Origin of the sequence: Streptomyces sp. 147326 (genome assembly GCF_045000215.1) — a bacterium.
Taxonomy (GTDB): domain Bacteria; phylum Actinomycetota; class Actinomycetes; order Streptomycetales; family Streptomycetaceae; genus Streptomyces.
The window spans coordinates 8231409-8245547 of the sequence record NZ_CP134201.1 but is presented as its reverse complement, the minus strand read 5'-3'; the positions used below and the strand labels follow the sequence as shown (position 1 = coordinate 8245547).

General features: G+C 70.3%; 18 protein-coding genes and 2 pseudogenes. 13 read left to right on the top strand and 7 right to left on the bottom strand.

Annotation, left to right across the window (positions count from 1 at the left end; genetic code table 11):
• The first annotated feature begins 658 nt into the window (after positions 1-658).
• From RIU97_RS37985 to RIU97_RS37965, 5 genes are all read left to right on the top strand, one after another.
• Positions 659-1168: a GNAT family N-acetyltransferase gene (locus RIU97_RS37985; RefSeq protein WP_404963081.1), complete on the top strand. Its 510-nt coding sequence runs from the start codon at positions 659-661 to the stop codon at positions 1166-1168.
• 84 nt (positions 1169-1252) lie between these two features.
• Positions 1253-1657, top strand: coding sequence for a hypothetical protein (locus RIU97_RS37980; protein ID WP_404962015.1), 405 nt, complete (start codon positions 1253-1255; stop codon positions 1655-1657).
• Between the two features lie 439 nt (positions 1658-2096).
• Positions 2097-2759, top strand: a complete 663-nt coding sequence (locus RIU97_RS37975; protein WP_404962014.1) for a hypothetical protein — start codon at positions 2097-2099, stop codon at positions 2757-2759.
• A 253-nt stretch (positions 2760-3012) separates the two neighbouring features.
• Positions 3013-3216: a Mu transposase C-terminal domain-containing protein gene (locus tag RIU97_RS37970; RefSeq protein ID WP_404962013.1), complete on the top strand. Its 204-nt coding sequence runs from the start codon at positions 3013-3015 to the stop codon at positions 3214-3216.
• The gene (locus tag RIU97_RS37965) at positions 3213-3665 is read left to right on the top strand and encodes a hypothetical protein (protein ID WP_404962012.1); all 453 of its coding nucleotides are present in this window, start codon (positions 3213-3215) and stop codon (positions 3663-3665) included. The genes RIU97_RS37970 and RIU97_RS37965 overlap by 4 nt, the downstream gene beginning before the upstream one ends.
• Positions 3666-3734: 69 nt before the next feature.
• Here the strand turns inward: RIU97_RS37965 and RIU97_RS37960 are convergent, their stop codons facing one another.
• Positions 3735-4193, bottom strand: a complete 459-nt coding sequence (locus RIU97_RS37960; protein ID WP_404962011.1) for a hypothetical protein — start codon at positions 4191-4193, stop codon at positions 3735-3737.
• A gap of 154 nt (positions 4194-4347) precedes the next feature.
• Between RIU97_RS37960 and RIU97_RS37955 the strand changes: the two are divergent.
• The 3 genes and pseudogenes from RIU97_RS37955 to RIU97_RS37945 all read left to right on the top strand — a co-directional run.
• Positions 4348-4772, top strand: a pseudogene (locus tag RIU97_RS37955) (transposase); the annotation flags it as partial.
• A 446-nt stretch (positions 4773-5218) separates the two neighbouring features.
• On the top strand, positions 5219-5368 hold the full coding sequence (locus RIU97_RS37950) for a hypothetical protein (protein WP_404962010.1): 150 nt from the start codon (positions 5219-5221) through the stop codon (positions 5366-5368).
• Between the two features lie 457 nt (positions 5369-5825).
• Positions 5826-6290, top strand: coding sequence for a hypothetical protein (locus tag RIU97_RS37945; protein WP_404962009.1), 465 nt, complete (start codon positions 5826-5828; stop codon positions 6288-6290).
• Here RIU97_RS37945 and RIU97_RS37940 read toward each other — a convergent pair whose 3' ends face one another.
• Together RIU97_RS37940 and RIU97_RS37935 are read right to left on the bottom strand one after the other, a co-directional pair.
• Positions 6291-6857, bottom strand: coding sequence for a hypothetical protein (locus RIU97_RS37940; RefSeq protein ID WP_404962008.1), 567 nt, complete (start codon positions 6855-6857; stop codon positions 6291-6293). It lies immediately after the preceding gene.
• 49 nt (positions 6858-6906) lie between these two features.
• A complete protein-coding gene (locus RIU97_RS37935; RefSeq protein ID WP_404962007.1) occupies positions 6907-7062 on the bottom strand; it encodes a hypothetical protein in 156 nt (51 codons plus the stop codon).
• A 128-nt stretch (positions 7063-7190) separates the two neighbouring features.
• Here RIU97_RS37935 and RIU97_RS37930 point away from each other — a divergent pair, with 128 nt between their 5' ends.
• Positions 7191-7736, top strand: coding sequence for a hypothetical protein (locus RIU97_RS37930; RefSeq protein ID WP_404962006.1), 546 nt, complete (start codon positions 7191-7193; stop codon positions 7734-7736).
• A 58-nt stretch (positions 7737-7794) separates the two neighbouring features.
• On the opposite strand, the gene RIU97_RS37925 is transcribed toward RIU97_RS37930, so the two are convergent.
• Both RIU97_RS37925 and RIU97_RS37920 read right to left on the bottom strand, forming a co-directional pair.
• A complete protein-coding gene (locus tag RIU97_RS37925; protein WP_404962005.1) occupies positions 7795-8493 on the bottom strand; it encodes an HAD family hydrolase in 699 nt (232 codons plus the stop codon).
• Positions 8494-8574: 81 nt separating this feature from the next.
• Positions 8575-9987: an Ig-like domain-containing protein gene (locus tag RIU97_RS37920; protein ID WP_404962004.1), complete on the bottom strand. Its 1413-nt coding sequence runs from the start codon at positions 9985-9987 to the stop codon at positions 8575-8577.
• A 241-nt stretch (positions 9988-10228) separates the two neighbouring features.
• Between RIU97_RS37920 and RIU97_RS37915 the strand changes: the two genes are divergently transcribed.
• A complete protein-coding gene (locus RIU97_RS37915) occupies positions 10229-10735 on the top strand; it encodes a GNAT family N-acetyltransferase (protein ID WP_404962003.1) in 507 nt (168 codons plus the stop codon).
• Between the two features lie 4 nt (positions 10736-10739).
• Here RIU97_RS37915 and RIU97_RS37910 read toward each other — a convergent pair whose 3' ends face one another.
• The gene (locus tag RIU97_RS37910) at positions 10740-11141 is read right to left on the bottom strand and encodes a VOC family protein (RefSeq protein WP_404962002.1); all 402 of its coding nucleotides are present in this window, start codon (positions 11139-11141) and stop codon (positions 10740-10742) included.
• A gap of 114 nt (positions 11142-11255) precedes the next feature.
• On the opposite strand from RIU97_RS37910, the gene RIU97_RS37905 reads away from it, so the two are divergent.
• The 3 genes and pseudogenes from RIU97_RS37905 to RIU97_RS37895 form a co-directional block, all read left to right on the top strand.
• Positions 11256-11897 (top strand): TetR/AcrR family transcriptional regulator, encoded by a 642-nt coding sequence (locus RIU97_RS37905; protein WP_404962001.1) that lies wholly within the window; start codon positions 11256-11258, stop codon positions 11895-11897.
• Between the two features lie 195 nt (positions 11898-12092).
• Entirely contained in the window at positions 12093-13100 is a 1008-nt protein-coding gene (locus tag RIU97_RS37900) for an NAD-dependent epimerase/dehydratase family protein (RefSeq protein WP_404962000.1), read from the top strand.
• A 39-nt stretch (positions 13101-13139) separates the two neighbouring features.
• Positions 13140-13238 (top strand): annotated as a pseudogene (locus RIU97_RS37895) (hypothetical protein); the annotation flags it as partial.
• A gap of 81 nt (positions 13239-13319) precedes the next feature.
• On the opposite strand, the gene RIU97_RS37890 reads toward RIU97_RS37895, so the two are convergent.
• On the bottom strand, positions 13320-14123 hold the full coding sequence (locus RIU97_RS37890) for a class I SAM-dependent methyltransferase (protein ID WP_404961999.1): 804 nt from the start codon (positions 14121-14123) through the stop codon (positions 13320-13322).
• Positions 14124-14139: the final 16 nt, after the last annotated feature.

The window sequence follows — 14139 nt, the reverse complement described above, 5'->3', positions numbered from 1 at the left end:
GGCTCTGGCGGGCTGGAGCCTGTTGATCCGTCCGGGGGTGCCGCCGCGGCTGGTCGTCCATGGCCGACGGGCGAGGGTGCTGGCCTTCCGCGCGGACCAGTCCTCAGGACCCTGTTTGTGCTCAACACGACGTACGTCGAAGAGGAGCCGGCCTGGACCCGGGGCAGGGCGAGGCGGCAAGTGTGACGCGGCGGAGGTATCCGTTGTGCTCGCAGCCAACGTCGGGATCGCCGACGGTCGGACACGTCACGGGATCATCCGCCTCGCCGAAAAGGAAGACGGGAATCCAGCAGTCAGTACCGGAGAACGCGAGCTGCAGGTAGGCACCACGATCCACCGGCTCGTCCACCACCGAACCAAAGCGCCAGCTGCCAATAGCGCGCGTCCACCTACCCGCCAGGCCATGGCAAGGCCCCAGGACAGGGGGCGTCCCGGGGCCTCCGGTCGCGGCACCGCAAGGGGAGCGGTTGTACATCTGATACGACGATATGGATGAACGATTCAGCAGTTGCCCGGTTACGGCCACACCGCGCGCGGCGGCTGAGCAGGTCAGCCCCGGAAGGGTTGCCCTACCCGAACCTCGGCAGGAGACAGACCTATGCAGCAGCGCGGACTGCATGATCACATGGGGCAATCGCTGTCGTCCAGGAGGCACGGAATGCTGTTGCGCAATGTGGTGCTTGATGATGTCGACGCTTACATCCGGATGCGATGCGATCCCGGCATGATGAAAGATCTCGGGGGCCCACTGCCGCGAGAAGGCATGGAGGAGAAGGTGCAGCGCGATGTCCGCCGGGCTGCCGAGGACACCGCCTGGACCAAAATGATCATCCCCACAGCGGCTGCCCCCTCGGCCGTCGCCGGAACTGTGACGCTGTGGTCCCACGAAGCCGACGACCCCCACATCTCCGAGATCGGCTGGATGGTCCTGCCCGCATTCCAAGGCCAGGGCTACGGCAAGCGAGCCGTACGGACACTGCTTGAGATGGCCAGGGAGGATGGCCGCTGGGGACCCATCCACGCCTTCCCCGCGAGCAGCAGCCTGCCTTCCAATGGCATCTGCCGCGCTGTCGGCTTCACGTTCGTTGAAGAACAAAGCCTGGAGTTCGCCGGCCGAGTTCTGCAGACCAACCACTGGATCATCGACCCACGCACTGATTTGACCTGACCATCACCGAGCTGACGGGGCAAAGAAGGTCGAGTCGAACGGGTACGCGCCGTTGAGGCCGGGGTCGGCGCGGAGAAGTTGCCCTTGCCGGACGCCGCAGGGGACCCGGCGGGTGGCGATGTAGTGGGTGATGGCCGAGAGGCCGAACGCGGCTCCGGCGGCGCCGGGGTGCAGCTGGATGCCCAGAACCCGGGCGCCGGACGCGGCGTGGCGAGCCGGCACCACGACTGGGTCGAGCCATGGGGCGAGGACTACTGGATGAAGCCCGAGGAGCAGTTCACTATCACCTGCGATGCTCCCGTAGGCGTGGACTCTGATGAGGCACCCTTCGACGTTGTCTTCCACGATCAAGGTGCAAGCATCGAGGTGAACACCGGCTACGGGGCCGTCGTCCACGACCAGTCAGGCGCAGAACTGATCTGCGGACACCAGCGCCCGCTCGAAGTGTTTCGGGCCTGGATTGAGGCGGACGAAGCAGCAGTCCAGTGAAGCGCCGGTTCAGCGGGGCTGGTTGTGACGGCTGACCAGAGCCTGCACGTGGTCCAGGTGGACATCGGGAAACGCCGCATCCTCATCCGAGGCGGAACGGGGTGCAGGCCAGGACGAGGTGGCCGACAGCGGTCGCGGCGACCCGGAGTCGACGCAGCGGGAACGGGACGCCCCCCGGGGCCTTCGTCAGCCGGTCCGCCGCCCACCCCGCCACGGCGGCGCCACGGGCTGTCGTCGTGGGTGAGGCGGCTGAGCCACACCCACGTGGCCGCGTCGTTCCGACCAGGACACCTCCCCACCCTCTCGACGTGAGTCGCCCGCGTGGCTGGGCGTTTGGGAAGAGCAAGCGGCTGATGAGGTCCAGATGATGGCCGCCCTCGCCGCGATCACTGCGGTGAGATCATCGGACTTCAATTGCACGTGCACGGAGAGGCAGAGAGTGACCCAGGGGCGAGTGACGTACGAATTGATGACTGCGGTGTCCCCAGCAGCCGTCGTCTGGAACGGTCGGAATGGGCAGGAGGGCGGCGCTGCCCGGCTCTGCCGCGATGTCAACGCCCCCGTGCTGGACCGACGCCGCTCCGTACGGGCCTTCCACATCGTTCCGGATGGCCAGGCGCCGAGCGCCCGCGCGATCACCGAGCAGGCCCTGGGATCGCGCTTCAGCGGGCGCCCCGCCGTCTACCGTGTCGAGGACCCGTTCGGCGTGCTGCTCGGGCGAATCACGCTGCGACGCCGGCGTTTCCTTCGGTTCGGCCGGACGCGGTGGACTGTGGAACCAGCGGCGGGTCCCGTGCTCCGCGGATACCGGGGCCGCCTCGTGTGGTGGGCGTTGTGGTGGCCGTTCGGCCTCCCTGTCAGCGTGCTGTGCGTAGTCCTTTCCGTCCTGGGCGATGGTGACGGCGGCTTCGGCTCGCCCCGGCGCGTCATCTGGCGTGACGACTCGGGCCGGGCCCACCTCGTCTTCCGCGGTATGGAGGCCGACGACTTTCAGGTGCTGGTCCCTGGCTGGGACCCCCGCCTCGTCACCGCACTCGTGGGTCTTCACCAGGCGTTTGAGCCGTCGGAGAAAGCGGGAGCCATCGGCTGGTACGGGCCATGAGCGAGCGGGACTCTCTGTGCTGCCCTCGTTAGGTCAGTGCCGGCGTGTGCCTGCTCGCGTTGGTCTTCATGAAGTCCTGCTCACGAGCGTCGCAGCAACATGATGCGGAGTGCTCGCTCAAACGCCAGGCCGCCCGGACATGGTCTCTGGCTCTGTTCCTCGCCGCCTTGCCGACGGGCCCGGCAGCGAAGGCACTGTACGCGGGCAGTACGACCCCGAGCAGCGCACGTAGGCTGAGCGGGAGCTGCTGCCCGTGCACTGGCAGGCCATCACCGCCTCCGGCATCCGCATCCACCACCGCACCTACGACCACGACCTCCTCGCCCCCTACCGCGGCCAGCCCTCCCCGGTCGCCGGCCGCAACGGGAAATGGGAGATCCACTACAACCCCCACGACGTCCGCCAGATCTGGGTCCGTCCGCCTGCCCAACAGCCAGCTGAACCGAGATCGGCTTGATTTACCACGACCACGTCCACCAGCCGTTCAACGACCACACCTGGCAGCACATCAGAACCCTCACCCTGCACAGCAACCACAGCGACACCAACAGCCACGAAGCCGACCTCGCCGACGCCCTCGACCAGCTCATGCGCCGAGTCCACACCGGCCACGCCACCAAAGCCGAACAGGCCCTCCTGGCCCGCACCGCCCAAGTCCCGCTCCCCCCAGCCCGCCCGGTTCTTCTCCTTCCACGAAAGCTCTCCTCGACCCCGAAGTCGAGGTCCAGCTCCTCCCGATGGGCGCCCTCCGGCCCCATCGCTTACGGGAACACTTCGGGGTCGTGCTCGTGCTTCTCGGCCCCCCGCGTCGCACAGAGCAGCGCCACCGGCAGCACCCGGGAAGCCGTCACCCGCGCCTTCGAACTCCTCGAACACGGCTGGACGACAACTCGGCCCGGCGCCTGACGGGGTCGTGCGTGGGACGACGTACTCGACCCCGCGGCAGCGCCGCGGGGTCGAGTACGCGTCACGCACTCAGCAGGTGATGGTGACCTCGTGGATCACCGGGTTGGCCGGGCGGGGGAACGAGGCCGCGCCGAAGGTGCCGCGGATGGTCGAGCCGCACGGGACGGTGGTGACCAGGCCGTGCACCTCGAGGTTCGACAAGCTGAAGATGACCGACTTGGTCTGGGTGCTGGGCGCGGCGCCGCTGCCGACGACCTCTGCGGACAGGGTCGTGATCAGTTCCTTCGGGGCGGGCGCCGGGCTGCCATGGGAGGGCGGGCCGGCGAAGCCGACCGTGCCGTAGAACTCGACGGTGTTACCGGTGACCGCGGCACACACTCGCGTGGACAGGCCTGCCTGGAGACCCGAGTGACCGCAGGAGGTGACGGTCGCGACGGTGTCGGCCGACTGCGCGGTGGCGCTGGCCGGGGTGATCGCGAAAACGGCCAGACCTGCGGTGCCGACGGCGAGCAGAGCTAAGCGGTTCATGGTGGTCCTCCTTGAGGTGAAGCACCGTCCAGGGATTCCCGGATGGCGTACATGACATGTGATATTTCACATGCCATCAGAACGCAAGTTGATCAAAGCCTGAACTCGTCCCGTCCGCCCTGTGGCCATCTCGCCCCCGTGCACGGCGGCTTGGGCCCGCGACGCGTTCATCATCGCGGATGCCGCCAGAGCGATGCCCCACACCCTGAGGACGATCGATCCCGCGGACGAGACGGTCGACGAGCTCGCGATGATCACCGGGTCCGACGACGATCTCGCGGGCGAGTCCACCCGGATCGCCAACCGGCTCCGCGGCCTGCTCACTCAGATCCACCCGTCCCTGGAACGCGTCTTGGGCCGCGGACCCAGCACCCGGCTGTGCTCAAGCCGCTGGACCAGTTCGGATCCCCGGCCCAGATCCGCAAGGCCGGACGCCGTCGCCTCGTGACCTTGATACGTCCCAAAGCGCCGTAGATGGCGGAGCGACTGATCGAGGACGTCTTCACCGCACTCGACGAACAGACCGTCGTCGTCCCGGGAACGGATGCGCTGATCGTCCCAAGCCTCGCCAGCTCACTCCAAGAAGAGCCCGACCGGGACTGGGAACCCGACTTCGAAACGTACTGAGGGCTCAGGCGGACGTTCCTCACGGGCGATCTGCTGCGCGAGGACGTCGCGGTCGATGTACGGGTCGACGGCGGCGAGGACCAGGGTGGGCCGCGTGAAGCCGTGCCAGGGCGTGCCACATGTCCCCCGGATCGCGCTGTCCGAGCACGGCCGGGCTGTCCTGCTTGTTTCGTCTCATGACTCCGGTGTACGGCCCGCGAGGTGGCGTCGGCCGGCTCCGCGCTTCCACCTCCCCTACGGTGACGCCACGATCTCGGGGAGCGTCCCGCCCTGCGGCCCGAGCGCCGGGCAAGCCCTTCAACTCCGAATCGTACGAGCAGCGGGGGGCGTTGCCGGTTAGTTGGACTAACTAGGCTTCAGACCTGCCGGATCGAACCAAGTCACATGGAGGCACTTGTATGTCCGTGGAATTCAGCAAGCTCGAAAACATCCGCACGCTCAGGGCCCAGGCGCGTGACTGCACGATGGAGACTCTGGTCCTGATACGGGACAACCTGGACAGCATCATCAAGGAGCGAAAGCACGAGACTGACGCCGCTGGAGAGTAGGAACGCTGCTGGAGCGGCCGAGGCTGCCTGCTCCTGGGCGTGCCGTTCTGGCAGCCGAGGCCACTCCCCAGACGACGCGCCATCGGACACACGCCCGGCACCTTCCCTTGACGGAGCGCTCCGTACCGGACACGGATCGGTCGCACGGCCCCGGCGAGCAACCCCATCCCGCTCGATGAAACTCCACCCTCCGTTGAGAAGCAGAGCGAGTGGGGCGAGCAGCATGTCCGGTCGCTTCCACGCATTCCCATCACCGTCCCCATCGCGGTGCGCGCCCCGGGGCACCGCACTGAGCCTCCGCCAACCTGAAGAAGCAGGTCAGCGGTCTGGTGTGACCGGCTCTCGAGGTACTCGCGCTGGTCGTGGGCGGCTGTCTGCGGAGTAGATCGTTTGACAGAGCCGGACGGTTCGCTGGTTTCTACTCGCTGGGGTCAGGCGGCCATTTACGATCCGGTGCATGGATCCAGAGCTGCTGGAACGGATCACCGCGCGACGCGCGGAACTGGATGAACTCGAAGAACAGCTGGCCAAGCAGCTGGCGGAGGTGCGGGCAGAGCGAGACGAACTTGCTGTCGCCGAACGGGTTTTTGAGCGGGTGAGCGAACAGATCACTGATGAGCACGTCTCGGCCTCGTCGGTGCCCGCGCAGGTGGGTGGGCGGGCGGTCATGCTGATCCCACACCGCACCTCCGATGTGAAGGAGAACGTGCTTCCGCCGGACTACCAGCGCATTCTCGCCGCCGTGCGACAGGCCGCTGGACCGGTCATGGCTCGGCAGGTCGGCGAGATGCTGGGAGTGGACGTCAACATCCGCCAAGCTGGAACCGCTACGCGGAAAGCTGGTCAGACTCGTCGACCGGGGCTGGCTGCGGAAGCTACCCGACGGCCGGTTCATCACCTGCCTGTGACCGGCTGCCGCTGATCACGTACTTCGCCCCGTCCGACAGATGGTTGCCAGCGGATGGGGAGCTGCTCGGCTCACCTGCTGAAACTCGCGATAGAAGTTGCCCATCAACGCGGCGACGGGTGCGTAACGGACAAGGAGCGCCGCGACCGGCGCGGGAACCCCCTCCGGGGGCACCTCTTGGGCGCACGCATTCACAAACGTTTTGCGTTCTTCCGGTTTGTATCCGTAGAGAGCGACGGCCAGCCAGTTCACCAGGTGGGTGACGGCGTAGTACTGGTCGTAGGTGCGGTGCTGGTCGAAGAAGTCGGCCTCGTCCCGTGTGAGGTCGAAGCGTGAGGAGATCGCGAGGCCGTAGTCGGTGAAGAAGAGCTGCCGGCCGTCGGTGAGGATGTTCTCGAAGTGGGCGTCGCAGTGCAGAAGCCCGCGGGCGTTCATGAACGAGATGCCGGCTTTCAGCTCGTCGTCGACCATGGCGCAGGCCCGCTCGGCCACCTCGCCGCCGGCCCCGACCTGGACGCCCAGCCAGTCGTGCAGGTTCTGCGGGATGTACTCCAGGAACAGAGCACCCCGAAGGCTGGCCACACCAGCCCCACACCAGCCCCTTGACTTGCGACTTCAAGTTGGCGGAGGCTCAGTGGACTCCACCCTGCAGGTGCAGCAGGTCCTTGCCGGTGACGTCGCCCGCCAGCTCCCGTTCGAGGGCGTAGAGGGTCTGACGCCCCGCGGCGAAGGACTCGACGTCGTAGAACCTGTCGGTGGGCGTCGAGCCGTGGATCCGGGCACGCACGTCCCACAGCGCACGTTCAGGGCGAGTCCGTCGTCGGCGTCGGGCCCGCTCTCGGGCCTGGTTTCGGGCATGGCCCCGAGGATGGCACGCGCGGCGGGCGTTCCGCGGGCCGGTTTAGGCTGACGGCCATGGTCGTGCGGGAGCGAATCTATGGGTACGTGGGGCCGGTTGACCTGTGGGCGCTGGTCCGGCCGGAGAGCGAGGGCCGCAGGGTCGCCTCGGCGGCTGAGTTCGACGACTGGGCGTCGGGGCTGGCGCCGGAGGAGCTGGCCGAGCCCTTCACCTTCGTCGTCGACACCTCTGGTGTCCTGCGCCTTGCGCCGCGCCGCAGTGAGCACGTGGCGTGTGCCGGCGGTGGACCGGTCCTGGGCGCCGGTGAGATCGGCTTCCGCCGGGAGTCCGGCCGGTGGGTGGTCCGCGAGGTCAGCAACCAGTCCACGGGCTACTGCCCGGACGCCGGTTCGTGGACGGCCGTCGCGGACGCGCTGGACACGGCCGGGATCGGGCACCCGAACGGGTTCACCCACGAGGTGGTGTTCCGCCGGTGCCCCGCCTGCCGGGAGCTGAACATCGTGCGGGAGGAGGACTTCGTCTGCGTGTTCTGCGACGGGGCGCTGCCGCGGGAGTGGAACGTGGACGACGGCGGGGCCGGGCGGGTCCGGGGAAGCGGCTGATGCGGCGGATGCCGCCGATGCCGCCGATCGCCTTCGCGTACGCTTCCCCGGCCTCCGGCTAGGGGGCCCCGAGCAGGTCGAGGACCGGCTCCAGGCCCCCCGGGCGCTGGTCGACCGGCAGGTGGTCCACGAAGTGCACCGCGCAGCCGAGTGCCCGTGCGCCGCCGTCCGCGTGGCGGTCGTCGCCGACCATGAGTACGTCGGCGGGTGCCAGTCCGAGCCGGTCGCAGGCGACCCGGAAGATCTCCGGGTCGGGCTTCTGCGTGCCGAGCTCGAAGGAGAGCACGTAGGCGTCGACCAGCTCGTCCAGTCCGTGCGCGCGGAAGACCGGGCGGAGGTCCCAGCCGATGTTGCTGACCACGGCCACCTGCAGCCCCCGCCGCCGCAGTTCGCGCAGGGTCGGTCCGGTGTCCGGGTAGGGCCGCCAGGCGGCGGGGCTCATGTGGCGGTCGTAGAGCGCCTGCAGCAGCTCAGGCGCCGGCAGACCGGCCGCCCGGGCCAGTCCCCCGTAGGCGGCGCGGTGCTGATCGGCGCTCATGTCCCGCTCGTGCCAGAGGGTTTCGAGGTGTGCGGGCACCTGCCGGGGCGCCGGCCCGCCGGGCAGTGCGCCGTACTCCGTCAGCCGCCGCGCCGTCTCGCCGAACTCCTCGTCCGCCAGCGGTATACCGGTCGCCGCGAGGGCGGCGGCGAGCCATTCCTCGGTCGACTCGATGCGCAGCAGTGTGCCGGAGAAGTCGAACATCACTCCTTTGATCATGTGGTGATCGTAGGGCAGGCGTGGTTCGGGGGGGCGCGGTCAGGTGGTCGCGGTCACGTGGTCGCGGTCACGTGGTCGCGGTCACGTGGTCGGGTGCAGCCTGGACGGGGAGAGCGGTGAACCGTGCGGGTCTCCCTCCGCGTCCGCGAGGGCGCTGCCCGCCAGCCAGGTCCGCCAGTCCATGTTCCAGTCGCCGAAGCCGTTGTCGAAGGGGGCCATCTTCGCTCCGCCGCTGTTGACCACCTCCACGATGTCGCCTTCGCGGACCGTTTCGAAGAACCAGGCGGCGTCCTCGGTGCTCATGCCCGTGCAGCCGTGGCTGACGTTCTCCTCGCCCTGCGCCTCGACCGACCAGGGCGCGGCGTGGATGTACTCGCCGCTCCAGGTCACGCGCGTCGCGTAGAGGACGGGCAGGTCGTAGAACTCCTTGGTGCCGCGCTGGATGCCGACCGTGTCCCCGCGCATCCGGACCTTGGGCTCCTTGCGCAGGACGACCTTGATGCCGCTGCGGGTCCTGAAGCCCGCCTTGCCGGTGGTCACCGGGATCGTCCTGATGACCCGTCCGTTGCGGCGTACGGTCATCCGGTGGGTGGCGGAGTCGGTGACGGCCTCGATCCGGTCCGCGATGGTGAACTGCAGGTCCTCGGAGGGGCCTCCGTAGTCGTGGTCCCCGACCTCGACCCCGTCGAGACCGCTGCGCACGCGGACCACGGTGTGCGCGGGCCAGTACGTACGCGGCCGGTAGTGCAGGGTCGAGTCGTCGACCCAGTGCCAGGCGCCCTCGACGTGGGGTTCCGAGGTCACCTGCAGCGCCTGCTCCAGGCGGGCGCGGGCGGGGAGGTCGTCGGCGGGCACCGGCCTGCTGAGGGAGGCCGTCACGATCTCGCCGGCCCCGTACGTGCCGGGGCCGGGCCCGAACTCGGCCGTCAGCCTGCCCCCGTCCGCGGGCGGCGCGGTCCGGAAGGCCATGGTCACGCCGACCGGGGTGCCGCCCGCGTCCTGGGCTCCCACCTGCACGGTGTAGGTCTCCCCCGCGCGCAGCGGCTCGGTGTTCAGCCAGCGCTCGCTGTGCGGGCCGAGCTCACCGGCCAGACGGCGGCCGTGCCCGTCCTGCACGGTGACGTCGGTGAGGCGGCCTGCATCGGCGAGGGTGATTTCGAGCGGCCCGCCGGCGTCCGTGGGAAGCACCTCCTGCCGGGCGGCGCGCGCCGCGTCGCCCTCGCGCAGGGCGGGCTCCTTCAGTACGGACCCCACTCCGTGCGCGGTGGCGAGCACCCGCTGCTCCTGCCAGCCGCTGCACAGTCCGGGCCGGAACATGCGTACCGCGCACCGTTCCCCGCCCGCCTCGTGGCCCTCCTCCAGCACCCTCCCCACCAGCAGCGTGACCGCCGCTTCCCGCGGCGGACCGGCGAGGGTCCGCTCCGTCGTGTCCGCATCGGGCGCCCGGCCCGGCGCTGCGGCGACGACCAGCATGGCCCCCGTCACCGCAGCCACGGCACCCCACGCCTTGGTCGGTTGTGTCCGTCGCATTCGTCGCATAGCCGTATCAAACAGATGGAGAGCCAAAATGATGATCATGGACTCGGCTCTGGGGCCGAACGGCACCCGAAGAGAACTCGGACGGAGCACAACCGCCCGGCCGGGCCGACCGGTTACGGGGCTTCGCATCGCGGCTTCGCATCGTGGCGTCGATACCCAGGTGCTCCCGGACGCCCCGCCCACCGACAATGCGCCCATGCCCATTCGCACAGCACACGTGAACGAACTGTCCGCGCTCCAGGACATCGAGAGGGCCGCCGGGATCTGCTTCCGGGACATCGGCATGCCGGAGATCGCCGACGACGAGCCGTTGACGCTCGGCGAGCTCGGCCGCTACCAGCGGGCCGGAATGGCCTGGGTCTCGGCCGACGCGGCCGGCGCCCCGGTCGCGTACCTGATCGCCGATCGCGTCGACGGCAACCTCCACGTCGAGCAGGTGTCCGTACACCCGGACCGCGCGCGCCGCGGAATCGGCCGGTCCCTGCTGGAGCACCTGGCCGGGCTCGCCGCGCGCGAAGGGGTGCCCGCCCTGACGCTCACCACCTTCACCGAAGTGCCGTGGAACGCCCCGTACTACGCGCGCTGCGGTTTCCGGCTGCTGGACGACCGCGGGCTCGCTCCCGGCCTGCGGGACATCCGCGCCCGCGAGTCGGAACACGGCCTGGACCGGTGGCCCCGCGCCTGTATGCGACGCGACGTCTGACGACCTACCGCGCGGGCTCGGCGGGGGTGGCCGTGTTCCACTCGACGAGCTGGATGACGACTCCGTTCGGATCGGTCATCTGGAAGAGGCGCTCGCCCCAGGGCTCTTCGCGCAGCGGCATGGTGATGGGCGCGCCCGCACCCCGCAGCCGCGCCTCCTCGGCCTCGATGTCGGCGACCGTGAGCGCGAGGATCAGGCCGCCCGCCCGCCGGTCGCGCTGGTCGGCCGGGAGGATCTCGGTGCCCAGGCGGAGCAGGACGATGTCCACGGCGGCGTCGCTCCGGGTCAGGGAGGCGAAGCCGTCGTCGGCGACGGCCACTTGGTAGCCGAGGTGGGTGCAGAGGAACTCGCGGGAGGCGTCCACGTCGGCGACGGTCAGGGAGAGGGTGGAGGTGGTGACGTTCACGGCGGCTCCTCGAGAGCGATCTTCCATCCGGGCTATTTTTGCAACGGACGTAACTTTAGGCAGCCCGCGCTCGCTCGGTCAAGGATATTTTTACGACGAGTGTAAGATTTCCGCATGGCTACCGAGATGGGGCTCCGAGAGTCCAAGAAGCAGGAGACGCGACAGCTGATCTCCGACCACGCCACCCGGCTCTTCATCGAGCAGGGCTTCGAGCCGACGACCATCGCCGAGATCGCCACCGCGGCACGCGTCGCCAAGAAGACGGTCACCAACTACTTCGCGCGCAAGGAGGACATGGCCCTCGACCACCACGAGGAGTTCACGCAGAGCCTGGCCCGCGCCGTCACGGCGCGCGCCGAGGGCGAGCCCGTCGTGGCGGCGCTGCGGCGGGAGTTCCGCGCGGCACTCGAAGGCCACGACCCCGTCGCCGGCTTCGCCGGTCCCGAGTTCGCCCGCATGATCGCGGAGAGCCCCACGCTCACCGCCCGGCTGCGCGAACTCCACGAGCAGCGCGAAGAGGCCCTCGCGGACGCCCTGGCCGACCTCACCCCCGGCACGGCCCCGGACATCGCCCCCCGGGCGGCGGCCGCCCTCCTCGCCGCGGCGCACCGCCTGCTGTTCCGGCGCATCCAGGAGCTCACCCTGGCGGGGCACTCGAACGACCGGATCACCGCCACCCTCGCCCCGGAGGCGGCGCACGTCTTCGATCTCCTCGCCGCCGCCCTCGGAGACGGCCCCGCGCCCGTACCGGCCTGACCTCAGATCCCTGCCGAGGCTATCTCGATGATCGACCGGAAATCCGTTGCCAGGATTGCGCGTTGAGGTTTCCGGGCCCCTGCCACGCGGCCGGCGGCGCCGGCCCGGCCTGGCCGGATCCGTACCGCGTGCTCCCTCCTTCGCTGAACGCGAACCCCGGGCCGCGAGGCGCTCCCGATGTGCTCAAGTGGGTGAATGGATCTTCTGATACTGGGCGGGACCGCGTGGCTGGGCCGTGAGATCACGCGGCAGGCGCTGGGGCGGGGGTACGAGGTGACGTGCCTGGCGCGTGGCGAGAGCGGGGCCGTCGTCCCCGGCGCACGGCTGGTGGCGGCGGACCGGAAGCAGGACTCCGCCTACGCCGGGCTCCTCGGCCGCGACTGGGACGCCGTGATCGAGGTGTCGTGGCAGCCGGCCTTCGTCCGCGGCGCGCTCCGCGCCCTGGCGGGACGGGCCCGCCACTGGACGTACGTCTCCTCCGTCAGCGCCTACGCCGACCAAAGCACGGCCGGCGCCGACGAGTCGGCCGCGCTGCTGGCGCCGGCCGAGGGAGAGTACGTCGAGCGGGACGAGTACGGCGAGGCCAAGGTCGCGTGCGAAGCGGCTTCGCGCGCCGCGGTCGGAGAGCGGCTCGTCGTCGCCCGGGCCGGTCTGATCGGCGGACCCGGCGACAACAGCGGGCGTTCGGGCTACTGGGTGGCCCGCTCCGCCCGCGAGGTGGACCAGCCCATGCTCGTACCCCGCTCCCCCGGACTGCCGACCCAGGCGGTCGACGTGCGCGACCTCGCGGTCTGGCTGCTGGACCTCGCGCAGAAGGGCGCCACCGGGACCTTCGACGCCGTCGGGCCCGTCGTCCCCTTCGACGAGTGGGTCGACCTGTCGCGGCGGGTGGCCGGCCACACCGGACCGGTGGCGACGGCGGACCCGCAGTGGCTCCTCGACCAGGGCGTCGGGCAGTTCATGGGTCCCGAGTCGATGGCCATGTGGATGACGGATCCGCAGTGGGCGGGCTTCTCGGCACGCAGCGGGGCCGCGGCGGGCGCGGCCGGGCTGCGGCACCGCCCGCGCGCGGAGATGCTGCAGGCCCTGCTGCGGTGGGAACGCGCCGAGGGACTGGAGCGCTCCCGCCGGGCGGGCCTGAGCACGGCCCGCGAGCGCGAACTGCTCGCCGCGCTCGCCGCGCTCGCCGCGCTCGACGGCTGAGGCGGCCGGCCGTACCCGGCAAGGTTCGGCACCGGCCTCGTGATCGCCCTCATCGTGCTGGGCGACGCCCTCGGCACCTCCGGGCCGGACACGGTCTACGGGCTGGCCGTGTTCCTGCCCTCCCTCGCCGTCACCGTGCGCCGCCTGCACGACACCGGCCGGTCGGGCTGGATGATCCTCATAGCCGTCCTCCCGCTCGGGTCGTCGCAGCGGCCGCGGTCACGGCCGGGGCCTCGTCGCGATGGCGGCCCGGACGCGGACGGTGCGGGCGTAGGTGCCGCCGGGGTCGTGGTCCAGCAGGGCCTGCCGCAGCTCGGACTCGAAGGCGGCCCTGCGGTCGCCGAACAGGGCCGGGGCGGAGGAGGGGCGGGAGAGCAGGAGGCCGGCCACCTGGTCCGCGGTGTGGCGCAGGCGCTGGTCCCACGTGATGGTCTCGACGCGGGAGAACGGCGACTTGGCGAGACGGTCCTCCGAGCCCTCCGCCTCGCCCGAACGGTCCACGTCGTCCCAGTCGGCCGCCCGGCCGTGGCCGGGTCCGAGGAACCGTGCGCACACCTCCTCGGCGACCGCCGCCCAGGGCGGGTGCGGGACGTCCGGCCCGGCCACGGAGTCGACGAGGACGATCCCGCCCCGGGGCGCGAGGACGCCGTCCAGTTCGGCCGCCACCCGGGACCGGTCCATCAGGTGGAAGGCCCGGCCGATGACGCACAGGTCGATCCGGGGCAGGCAGAGCCGGCCGATGCCGGCGGCGTCGCCCGCCAGCCAGGAGGTGTTCGTCAGGCCCCGCTCCTCGGCGAGCCGGGACCCCTCGGCGAGCATGGCCGGCTCCGGGTCGACGGCGTAGACCTGATCGGCCAGCGGAGCCAGGGCCAGGGTGATGGGGCCCGGCCCGGCGCCGAGGTCCAGTACGGTCTGCGAGCCGTCGAGCGCGAACCGGTCCGCGAGCAGCTCGTAGAACTCCGCCGGGTACGGGGGCCGGTAGCGGGCGTAGTACGGAGCGGCGGACGCGTACGGGGTGCTCATGGGGTCCTCCCGGGCC